7 protein-coding genes, 1 tRNA gene and 1 pseudogene are annotated in these 10,435 nt (G+C 35.4%); 4 read left to right on the plus strand and 5 right to left on the minus strand.

Annotated elements, in window-relative coordinates:
• The first annotated feature begins 55 nt into the window (after window positions 1–55).
• Window positions 56–2,104: an LTA synthase family protein gene (locus tag IIF7_RS16040; protein WP_084842718.1), complete on the plus strand. Its 2,049-nt coding sequence runs from the start codon at window positions 56–58 to the stop codon at window positions 2,102–2,104.
• Here the strand turns inward: IIF7_RS16040 and IIF7_RS16045 are convergent.
• The 3 genes from IIF7_RS16045 to IIF7_RS16055 form a co-directional block, all read right to left on the minus strand.
• Window positions 2,101–3,279, minus strand: coding sequence for a hypothetical protein (locus tag IIF7_RS16045; RefSeq protein WP_084842719.1), 1,179 nt, complete (start codon window positions 3,277–3,279; stop codon window positions 2,101–2,103). The genes IIF7_RS16040 and IIF7_RS16045 overlap by 4 nt on opposite strands.
• A gap of 1 nt (window position 3,280) precedes the next feature.
• Window positions 3,281–4,543, minus strand: coding sequence for a YaiO family outer membrane beta-barrel protein (locus IIF7_RS16050; protein ID WP_084842720.1), 1,263 nt, complete (start codon window positions 4,541–4,543; stop codon window positions 3,281–3,283).
• Between the two features lie 233 nt (window positions 4,544–4,776).
• Window positions 4,777–5,775 (minus strand): PAS domain S-box protein, encoded by a 999-nt coding sequence (locus IIF7_RS16055; RefSeq protein WP_084842721.1) that lies wholly within the window; start codon window positions 5,773–5,775, stop codon window positions 4,777–4,779.
• 207 nt (window positions 5,776–5,982) lie between these two features.
• Between IIF7_RS16055 and IIF7_RS16060 the strand changes: the two genes are divergently transcribed.
• Window positions 5,983–6,831 (plus strand): aldo/keto reductase, encoded by an 849-nt coding sequence (locus tag IIF7_RS16060; RefSeq protein ID WP_084842722.1) that lies wholly within the window; start codon window positions 5,983–5,985, stop codon window positions 6,829–6,831.
• Between the two features lie 22 nt (window positions 6,832–6,853).
• Here IIF7_RS16060 and IIF7_RS16065 read toward each other — a convergent pair whose 3' ends face one another.
• On the minus strand, window positions 6,854–8,428 hold the full coding sequence (locus IIF7_RS16065) for an NADP-dependent glyceraldehyde-3-phosphate dehydrogenase (protein ID WP_084842723.1): 1,575 nt from the start codon (window positions 8,426–8,428) through the stop codon (window positions 6,854–6,856).
• Between the two features lie 145 nt (window positions 8,429–8,573).
• Here IIF7_RS16065 and IIF7_RS16070 point away from each other — a divergent pair.
• Window positions 8,574–8,647: transfer RNA gene (locus IIF7_RS16070), tRNA-Pro, on the plus strand.
• A gap of 250 nt (window positions 8,648–8,897) precedes the next feature.
• Window positions 8,898–10,097 carry a site-specific integrase gene (locus IIF7_RS16075; protein ID WP_084842724.1) on the plus strand — a complete coding sequence of 400 codons (1,200 nt, stop codon included), beginning with the start codon at window positions 8,898–8,900 and terminating at the stop codon, window positions 10,095–10,097.
• Between the two features lie 6 nt (window positions 10,098–10,103).
• Here the strand turns inward: IIF7_RS16075 and IIF7_RS16080 are convergent.
• Window positions 10,104–10,435 (minus strand): annotated as a pseudogene (locus IIF7_RS16080) (TonB-dependent receptor); the annotation flags it as partial.

Raw genomic sequence — 10,435 nt, forward strand, 5'->3', positions numbered from 1 at the left:
TTATATTTAAGAATACAGCTTTTTTTGATACTTTGGCTACTTGTAACTAAGTCTTATGTCTCAGATAAGTTCATTCGATCATCTAAGTTTTAGAGAGAAGTTAATTAATGCTACCAGAGAATTTTTTTCGATTTCACTGGTGTGGCTGTTACTGCTATTTTTACTCAGTATTTTAGAGCTTTTATATAATACAGTAGTAAATTCTGTACAGGAGAATTTCTTTAATTTATTGATGTACAGTTGCTGGATGGATATTTTGCTTTGGTTAAAATGGGGTGCAATTTGTTATTTTTTCTATATAATTTTTTATGTAATTCATCCAAAATCGGCTAAAGCTATTTTTAAAACTTTTATTTGTATCGCAGCCGTTATACAAACCGCTTTAGTTTTATATTTCACCACATCTTTAAACTTACTTGGGGCAGATCTTTTTAGTTACTCCTTAGAAGATGTACAACAAACTTTAGGAGCTTCTGGGGGATTAAGTTTTGTGGCGATACTTCAGTTTTTGGTGGTAATTACCATCTGTATTTCTATTTTATGGTGGGTGCCAAGATTCATTAAATTGCCGTGGAGTTTAGGGGTGATCTATCCAATTGCTTCAGTAATTATTTTCTTTACGCCAAGTAATTCAGCATGGAGCCAGATAAGTTTACAAAACACTTTTGCCAGTAACCTGGTCACTAATAAATCTGATTATTTCTTTACAAGTTCATATTATTACTTCTTTCCGAAGACTGATTACGATGTAGATATTTACGCCGATAATTATATTGGTATTTATGACAATCTTGATAATTCTATTGCCGATTTTGAATATTTAGATGAAAGTAACTATCCTTTTTATCATGTAGATGCAGATACCGATGTGCTTTCTCCTTATTTTAATCTGAATGAAAAGAAACCGAATGTTGTTATTATTCTGGTTGAAGGATTGGGGCGAGCTTTTACAAATAAAGGTGCATATTTAGGAAACTGGACTCCTTTTTTGGACTCGCTTTCTACGCAAAGTTTGTACTGGAAAAACTTTCTTAGTCAGGGTGGGCGTACTTTCGCCGTTTTGCCTTCTATTTTAGGTTCTTTGCCATTTGCACAAAGTGGATATTTGGGAATGGGAGAGCAAATGCCTAAGCAATTATCGCTTTTAAATCTGCTGAAACATAACGGGTATGAAACTTCGTTTTATTACGGTGGAGATGCGAGTTTCGATAATATGGAGCTGTATTTAAGAAGAAATAAAATAGACGATTTAATCGACAAAGATGAATTTTCTACAAATGAAGGTTTATTGCCAAAAACAAACGGATTTACCTGGGGTTATGATGATGAAGCACTTTATGCTGAATATTTAAAAACAAGACCTTCAGATAGCGCTGCAAAGCCACAATTGGGCGTTTTGCTAACGGTTTCTTCGCATAACCCATTTAAAATTAATCATCAGCAGGAGTTTTATGATCGATTTGAAGAGCGAATGACGCAATTAGAGTTTACCGATGCTAGAAAGCAGGATTATCGCTCGTATCGTGATCAATACGCTAGTATTTTATATACCGATGAAATGCTGAAAAAGTTCTTTGAAAACTTCAAAAAGCGTCCAGATTTCGAGAATACTATCTTTCTAATTACGGGAGATCACCGTATGCCAGAAATTCCTATGGCGACCGTTATCGATCGTTATCATGTTCCGTTAATCATGTATTCGCCAATGCTTAGAAGAACTTCAGAAATGGCTTCGATCTCTTCGCATTACGACGTTGCACCAAGTCTTTTAAGATTGCTGAAATCGAATTATACTTTAGATCTTCCTGATAATACCAGCTGGCTGGGGAAAGGATTAGATACCGTAGCTAATTTTAGAAATATCCATCAAATTCCGTTAATTCAAACCAAGGTGAATATGAAAGATTATGTGGTAGGAAATTATCATCTTAACGGCGATCGTCTTTATGAAATCCTGGAAAATATGGGAACACGACCTGTAAACGATCCAGAGCAGCAACAAAGCATTAGGGATGCTTATAATGGATTTAAGCAGAAGAACGCCATAATTACGAATGGCGGGAAAATAATTCCCGATTCGGTTTATGTGAAATATACGAATTAAGATTCGTTATTTTCAGCACTAATTTTTTTCTCGTAATCTTCTAAGATGGTTTGAAGCATTGGGCGATAAAACTTCCAGAAGAAGCTGGCTCTTTCGGTTTTGTCTCTGTCATTATAGAAAAACCGTTGGAAAAGGCTAATTCCTTTAAAATACGAAGTTCCCATAGTGATTGGATTGTCGCAAAAATCACCAGAGAAATAATAGAATTCGTAATCGCTATCAACATGATAAGTTACGGCAGGGAATGAGGTAGGAATACCATATTTTTTCAATTCCTGGCTTCCTTTTTCAGTAGTAAAAATTTTATAATTTGCAGCGGTTTTATTGATAGCTGAGTTATTTTGAACAATATCGAACCAGAACGGATATTTCATTTCATCGGGTAGCGAAAAGCGTTCTTTTCCGTAGTTATTACTTAAGATCTGAGGAATTTCGCGTTCTAAATGTATGCTGTCTTCAAGAATGGTTACCTGGTCACTTTCGTGTACAAAGGCAACTCCAGATTTTTTAAATGGCCATTTATTACCATGTTGATTTAGGTAATTTCGAATAAGCCATCTTGGTAATTCTTTATTGGTAAGCGTATCCAGATTGTCAAAATAACGCCCGGTCCAACCTGTCCATTTTAGACCGAAAGTCCGTTCGAATTTTCGTCTAATATCGTATGCAGTAGGTGAGCCAAACGTGTTAAATTCGGTAATAATCAGTTTGTTTTTTTCCTTCATTTTCTGAAGAAATTCCATATCATTTTCTTTCAATCCGCCGTAAACAATACCAGATCGCTCGGTTTGATTATTTTGTTCGTACCACTCGTTCGTATAAATTCCGTAGGTATCTGTAAAGTAAACTAAATCTGAATCTTTACTTAACTGTTCTATTTTGTTTGAAGGAAAACGTTCTAATCCACGAAGGTTAAATTCTTCATTTTCCTTAGGAAAGAATCCAAAATAATCTTCGCTTCTTTTATAGAATTTAGTTGAAGTCTTTGTGTATTTCTTGTAATTAAGAACCCAGTCTAAAGAGATATGTTCTTGACCTTCTGTAGTTAAAACGGTTTTATCGATAATAGCGGCAACCATTTTGGTTTTAGGTGTGAAAAACCACGCCAGAAACATAAAAACCGGCATCAATAAAATTAAAATAATGATGATGTGTTTTAAACGCTTTTTCAGCATTTTAAAAACGTTTTAAATATCCTACGCCTATCGTTAATTGATTACCAGTTTCGCCTTGTCTATATTCCTGGTTTTCGAGTCCGGTCTCTATAAATACCACATTAGTGGCCCAAAGGGTTTTACGAAAGCCAATAGAGATATTATCTGATTTTAGACGATATTGATTACCGTTATTGTATAAAATATTGTTGGTTTGATTATCTGGAGAAAGACCCGTACCAATTCTTAAACTAAGATAATCGTCTGCACCACCTAAATAATAACGCGTCATGAAACTATAAGATTGCGAAACTGAACTGTTAGATGGCGTTAAGAAAGTTCTTAGGTTAAACCAGAAGCTTTTGTAGTATTTCCCTACGGAAGCCGTGTAGATCCAGGTTTCATCGTCGAAACCTAATAATCTAAAACCAGCTTCGGCCTCTAGTGCCCAAGGAAGGTTGGCATATAGTGAAAAACCTGCACGATATTCTGGGAAAATTCCAGCATTATCTGAAAATCCTGCGTTTACGTAAGCATAAAATGTTTCAGAAATACTTGGATAGGCATCAACTTCAAATTGGTATGCGTTAGTATTAAATCGATTTGCGTAATTCACTCTAGCCACAACAGATCCTAATTTGGTTTGCCTGCTATAATCGATGCTAGCTAAATGCCAGGGATCATCAAATTGTTCGTCAAAATATACAAAATCGTATGTAGCGCCAATTTGGTTTTTAGCGGCAAGAGTTGTTAAGCGCTGGCTTAAGGAACGAGCTTCAGTATTGTTAGGATTAATTTTTAAAAGTTTGGAATTAGCTTCCTGTGCCAGTTTATACTCTTTAAGATCCCTAAGCACTTTTGCTTTCAGTAACAATAAATTTTCAGACTCTGGGTGCGCTTCTAATCCAGTATTAACAATCTGAAGTGCTTTTGGAGAATCGTCGTTCCAGTATTCTAAACTTCCGTAGGCAAAAGAACCGTCTTCATGTCCGGGATTGTCTTTTAAAACCCTTTCAAATTCTACTCTCGCACTATCGGTTTTTTTACTCCAGGTATATACTCGTCCTAAAAAGATTCGAATTCCTGTATAATCTGGGCTTTGATTTAATGCCCGTTTTGCCAGTTTTATGGCTTTTGGATAATCATCTTCTTCAAAAGCGGCATTTCTAGCCATAGTGAATAATTCATCTGAGCCATATTCCTGGGCGTTCGCCTGAAGGTTTAAGAATAGACAAAAGAAAAATACAGTGAAATATTTAAGGTATAAATGATCTGTTTTACTCATTATAAAAGAATACTGGTGCAAAAGCACGGGATTTGGGTTTTATGAATATAAAAATTAAATACTATTTCACCTACAAAAATATTGGATAAACCAATAAATCAAAGAAAAAAAGGAAAGTGTTTTTATTGGCACCGCCAATGGGTATTATACCCGAGGCTTGTCTCGAAATTTAAAATTTATTTGCAACGAAGACCTTGTGGGCTTGCCTCAAACTCCTTTACTTAATTTCGAAATTAATCTTCGAACTCTATTTGTGCAGTTTTTTCAGAGATTTCACGGATAATCTTATCAAACTCTAATGCAGATTTGTTTATTTCCTCTAAATAGAAATCAGATTTTTCTTCGTAATGCTCGTTCAACATATTAACCAACCCCATCATCCTTACCAAAGGAGCTCTAACCACATGGCTTTGCGTCCAGGCAATTTCACGTAATTTTTTATTCTGGGCTTCCATGGCTTTAACATGTTTAAGCTGCTCTGTAATATCGTTTGCAAGTATTAATCTTGCAGGCTTATCATTAAATTTTATGAAGTTACTGTGAATTTCTACATCAATTTCACTGTTTTCTTTAGTGCGATGTTTATAAATTCCTTTGTAAGTGCGGGTTATGGTTTTTCTTGTTTCATAAACAGTTTTTAGCATCTTAGGAATTTCGTCTACAGAGCGTATATCTGTAATTTTTAGGGATAGAAATTCATTAAAGCTATAGCCATATTTTACTTGAGCGGCTTCATTAACATCTAAAAACTGCAAAGTTTCGATATCGTAAACCCACATAGGCTGCGGACTTAAATGGAATAAACGGCTGTACCGCTGTTTCGATTCTTCCAGGGCACGTATATAATTTCGCCTATCGATGTTGTGCCTTATAGCTTTATAAACCGAAAATGTATCTAAACTGTCTTTTATTAAATAATCTGAAGCCCCTCTTTCTAAACAACGAATGCTAAAAGGCATATTAAGTTGATTGCTAAGAATAACAATAGGGATTGCGGTAGTAAATGAAAGAATATGATCTAACTTGTTTAGCGCTGTTTTGCCCAGATTACCAAGGTCCAAGAAGATGATATGAAATTTTTGCGACTTTATTTCAGTAATCGCATCTATGGTAGAGGCCGTATTTGTAACACTCGTAATTATGATCGAATCATCCAGATATTCCTTAATACAAAAGGCTTCTTCCTCTGGATTAGAGATAAGCAATATCTTGTAGGTTTTGTTTCGAGTCATAATGGTTGCCTCCTATAAACTAATAATGTTTCTTTTTAAAGCATTGATCTTCAGATAAAAAGAATCTGTGTTAAGAAAAAATTAAGGAATGTCAAATATATAATCTTCGGCTGAATAAACCTATCAAAATTTTTAGCCAAAAATTTGTCAAAATTTCATTAGATTTTTCTGACTAATAAACACATCTTATCTTTATCAAAAAAGCTAATGAATATTACAGATATCAACGGAAGGGTAAAGCTAAATAATGGATTGGAAATGCCTTACTTCGGCTTGGGAGTTTATAAATCTAAAGATGGAGATGAAGTAAAAAATGCCATTAATTATGCGCTAAAAGCGGGTTATCGCCATATCGATACTGCAAGTTTTTACAAAAATGAAGAAGGAGTAGGGGAGGCCATTAGGGAAAGTGACATCCCTCGCGAGGAGATCTTTGTAACAAGTAAGGTTTGGAATGATGACCAGGGTTATGAAGGTACATTAAAAGCTATTGATGAGAGTTTGGCTAAATTACAGATGGATTATTTAGACCTTTATTTAATTCACTGGCCGGTGCCCGATACATTAACCGAAACGTGGCGTGCTATGGAAGAAATCTATAAATCTGGCAAAGCAAAAGCTATTGGTTTATGCAATTGTGTAGAACATCAAATGGATGAGATTATCGAAAACGGAACAATAAAACCTATGTTGCTTCAAAATGAATTTCATCCAAAACTGGTTCAACAAAATATGTTGGATTATTGTGCAGAAAGGAATATTCAATACCAAGGTTGGTCTCCATTAATGCGGGGGCAAATTCTGGATAATGAAGTTATAAAAAATATAGCTGAAAAATATCGAAAATCGACTGCGCAGGTGGTGTTACGATGGGACTTACAGAAAGGTGTAATTACCATTCCTAAAAGTGTGCATGAAAACCGAATTAAACAAAATGCAGAGATTTTTGATTTTAAATTGACTGAAGATGAAGTACAGCAAATAGATGCTTTAGATAATAATGAAAGAACAGGAGCACATCCCGATCATTTTATGGAGCATTTTGCTAACAAATAATCGGGATGATTCCTGAAAAGTTTTACAGAAGATAATCTGTACTCATAAAATTAGACGATTTACTATGCAGTAAATTTTCTAAAATTTCGTTGTTGTATGGGTTATCTTTTGAAGCTACAAAAGTTCTTATAGAGAAAGAGCGAAGGGCATCGTGAACACTAAGAGTACCTACGGCAGAGTCTTTTCTTCCTGTAAAAGGGAAAACATCTGGACCACGCTGGCACGAACTATTAAGGTTTACACGGCACACTAAATTTACTAATGTATCGATTAGCGGAGCAAGTTCACAAATATCTTTTCCGAAGAGAGAAACCTGCTGACCATAATTAGAATCTGCAATTTCCTCTAAGATTTCTTCAATTTCTGAAAATGGTTTTACTGGAATTACAGGCCCAAATTGTTCTTCCTGGTAAACATTCATATCCTTAGTTACCGGAAAAAGTACGGCTGGAAAGATGAAATTCTCTGAAATTTCACCACCTTTTTTATTAATGATTTTAGCCCCTTTTTGTTGAGCATCTTCAATTAATCCCTGTATATAAGCAGGTTTTTCTGGCTCAGGCAGTGGAGTAAGGTTTACATTTTCGTCCCATGGATTTCCAAATTTTAAGCTATCTACCTTTTCAGCAAAGCGCTTTAAAAATTCTTCCTGTATAGATTCGTGCACATAAAGAATTTTAAGTGCAGTGCATCGTTGGCCGTTAAACGAAAGTGTTCCAGAAATACATTCGCTAATCGCCAAATCTAAGTCGGCATCTGGTAAAATGATTCCTGGATTTTTTGCTTCAAGCCCAAGTACCAGGCGTAATCTATTTTTATAAGGATGTTGATCCTGTAGAGCAATAGCCGATTTACTGTTACCAATAAGTGCTAATACATCGATTCTACCGCTTTGCATAATTGGAGCAGCAACTTCACGACCTCTACCATAAATCACGTTTACTACACCAGCAGGAAAACTTTCTTTGAATGCTTCAAGAAGCGGAGAGATAAGTAGAACGCCATGTTTTGCGGGTTTAAATATTACGGTATTTCCCATAATAATCGCGGGAATTAATAAAGCGAAAGTTTCATTTAAAGGATAATTATAAGGTCCTAGACATAGCACAATACCTAAAGGTCCTCTTCTAATATGCGCGTAAACTCCGTCTTTTTTAGAGAATTTAGCGCTATCACGATCCAGGTCTTTGTAATCTTCAATAGTGTCTTCAATATACTCAACCGTTCTGTCGAATTCTTTATAAGAATCTGGCATAGATTTACCAATTTCCCACATAAGGTACTTTACAACCGCCTCTCTTTGTAACTTCATTTTACTTACAAAGTTTTCCATACAGGCAATACGCTCTGCAACCTTCATTGTAGGCCAAAGTCCTTTTCCTTTATCAAAAGCATGGCATGCAGATTCTAGCACTTCCAGAGCGGTTTCTTTATCCATGTGTGGTACAGTACCCAATAAAGTTTTTTGATAATCTTCTGAAGATGAAATTGTAGAAAAAACCTCATCCGTTTTGCCGTTCCAATCGATGAGTTTGCCGTCGTTTAAATAGGTTTTTTGATGTAATAGATCGTTGATCTTAAGTTGGTTGGTTGTCATATTTATAAATTCAATTAATAATACTATGAATATACTCAATTTCCGGCCTATAGTAGTGCTGATATTATCAATTTATTGAGTTTTATTTTTATGGAATTATATTTTGAAAATATAGCCGAACCTGTTTATTTTGCCAATTCAAAATCGGGATGTGGCGCAGTCTGGTAGCGTATACGTCTGGGGGGCGTAGGGTCGCAGGTTCAAATCCTGTCATCCCGACTTTTTTAAACACCAAATTTTGGTAAATAAAGGGTAATTATATGGTTTTTATGTGGTTACCCTTTTTTAATGCGTTAAATTCTACCAAACTTCACCAGCTATAATGTGAGTTATTCGTGAGTTTTGGTCTTTTTCGTGAGTTAATCGTGAGCTTATTTTTTGTATCTTGATTAGCCCCCATGACCCTTAGTACATATTGATCGTTTTGGCTTTCAACCCTTAATTATTGTCTCATTTAAAAAACAAAACGATGCGTACCACTCAAACATTTATGATTTCTTTTTTCATCCGCAAGAAAAAAAACAAGCCGGAAGAAGCCCTCCTTTATGCCCGAATATCAGTTAATGGCATTTATATTGAAATGAGCCTAAAACGTAGCTTGGAAGTAAGCCGTTGGAACCAGTCAGCCTGCAAGTTAAATGGCAGCAGTATGGAAAGCCAACAACTCAATAAAAAGATCGACGATACCAAGGCACTTTTATATAAAGCTTATGACAGCCTGCAAAAGGAAGATCAGGTGATTACCGCCAGTGCGGTAAAGTCACGTTATCTGGGCATTGATAAAAAACATTACACCTTAACGCAATTACTGGACTACCACTCTACCAAGATGAAAGGTGTTTTGAAATATGGAACTTTAAAGAATTATACGACTACAGAAACCTATTTAAAGAATTACCTAAAAGAAAAACGTAACATCTCGGACATTTATCTCAAACAGATTGATTACCAATTTACACTTGGTTTTGAGCGATTTCTACGTGACTTACCATCCTTAAGTAACAATGGCGTTATGAAACATATGGAACGCTTTAAAAAGCTTATGCGCCTTGCTGAAGATCTGGATTGGATTGAAAAGAACCCGACTAAACGATTTAAGCTTCGATTTCAGCAAGTCGATATGGTGTATTTATCGAAAGCAGAATTGCAGAAGATCAAGGAAAAGAAGTTCAAACGCTCTACACTGAGCATTAACCGTGATATTTTCGTGTTTTGCTGCTATACCGGATTGCCCTACGGTGATGTATTGGAACTTAAGAAAATGCATATTCAAATCGGAATTGATGGAAAAAAATGGATTTATACAAGGCGAATGAAAACAAACACGTTGCTTAGAATCCCACTTCTGGAAGAAGCTGAACGCATTTTAGAAAAATATAAAGAGCATCCAAGAGTGAATAATAGTGATATTTTACTTCCGGTCTATTCCAATCAAAAAACAAATCAATACTTAAGAGAGATTACCAAAGCTGTCAAGATTAATAAAGCACTTAGTTTTCATGCAGCAAGGCATACTTTTGCCACAACGATAACCCTAGCTAATGGTGTGCCTATAGAAACCGTTTCCAAACTTTTAGGGCATACTAAACTATCCACAACCCAGATTTATGCAAGGGTAATTGATTCAAAAATATCTAATGATATGGATAAGCTGAGGGGGAAATTATAAGCTGTTTTACAGCTTATAAGCGATTTTCAAAAGAACAGTTCTTGGTTGTAGGTAAACACGACTATCGGTGACGATAAATTCTGAAAAGGAATTTTCCCTGCGGAAGTTGGCATCCAGCATATTATTGACTTCAACCTCAAAACTCCAGGCGCTATCTAATTTATTATAGAACAGCGAGGCATTTCCTATCTGAAAACGGTTCACCTGGTCGTTTTCCTGATTTTTGTAATAATTATATTCGTAATCGGCTTTCAGAATAAATCCGTTTAAAAAGTCATATTCTAAGCGGGCAAAAGGTTGAAATTGTACAAATCTATTCTGAAAATTATCAGATCCAA

The organism is Zunongwangia atlantica 22II14-10F7 (assembly GCF_002094855.1).
Lineage (GTDB): Bacteria > Bacteroidota > Bacteroidia > Flavobacteriales > Flavobacteriaceae > Zunongwangia > Zunongwangia atlantica.

Coding starts and splice junctions, on each gene's coding strand:
- IIF7_RS16040 (WP_084842718.1), top strand. CDS start 56: ATGTCTCAGATAAGTTCATTCGATCATCTAAGTTTTAGAGAGAAGTTA.
- IIF7_RS16045 (WP_084842719.1), bottom strand. CDS start 3,279: ATGCTGAAAAAGCGTTTAAAACACATCATCATTATTTTAATTTTATTG.
- IIF7_RS16050 (WP_084842720.1), bottom strand. CDS start 4,543: ATGAGTAAAACAGATCATTTATACCTTAAATATTTCACTGTATTTTTC.
- IIF7_RS16055 (WP_084842721.1), bottom strand. CDS start 5,775: ATGACTCGAAACAAAACCTACAAGATATTGCTTATCTCTAATCCAGAG.
- IIF7_RS16060 (WP_084842722.1), top strand. CDS start 5,983: ATGAATATTACAGATATCAACGGAAGGGTAAAGCTAAATAATGGATTG.
- IIF7_RS16065 (WP_084842723.1), bottom strand. CDS start 8,428: ATGACAACCAACCAACTTAAGATCAACGATCTATTACATCAAAAAACC.
- IIF7_RS16075 (WP_084842724.1), top strand. CDS start 8,898: ATGCGTACCACTCAAACATTTATGATTTCTTTTTTCATCCGCAAGAAA.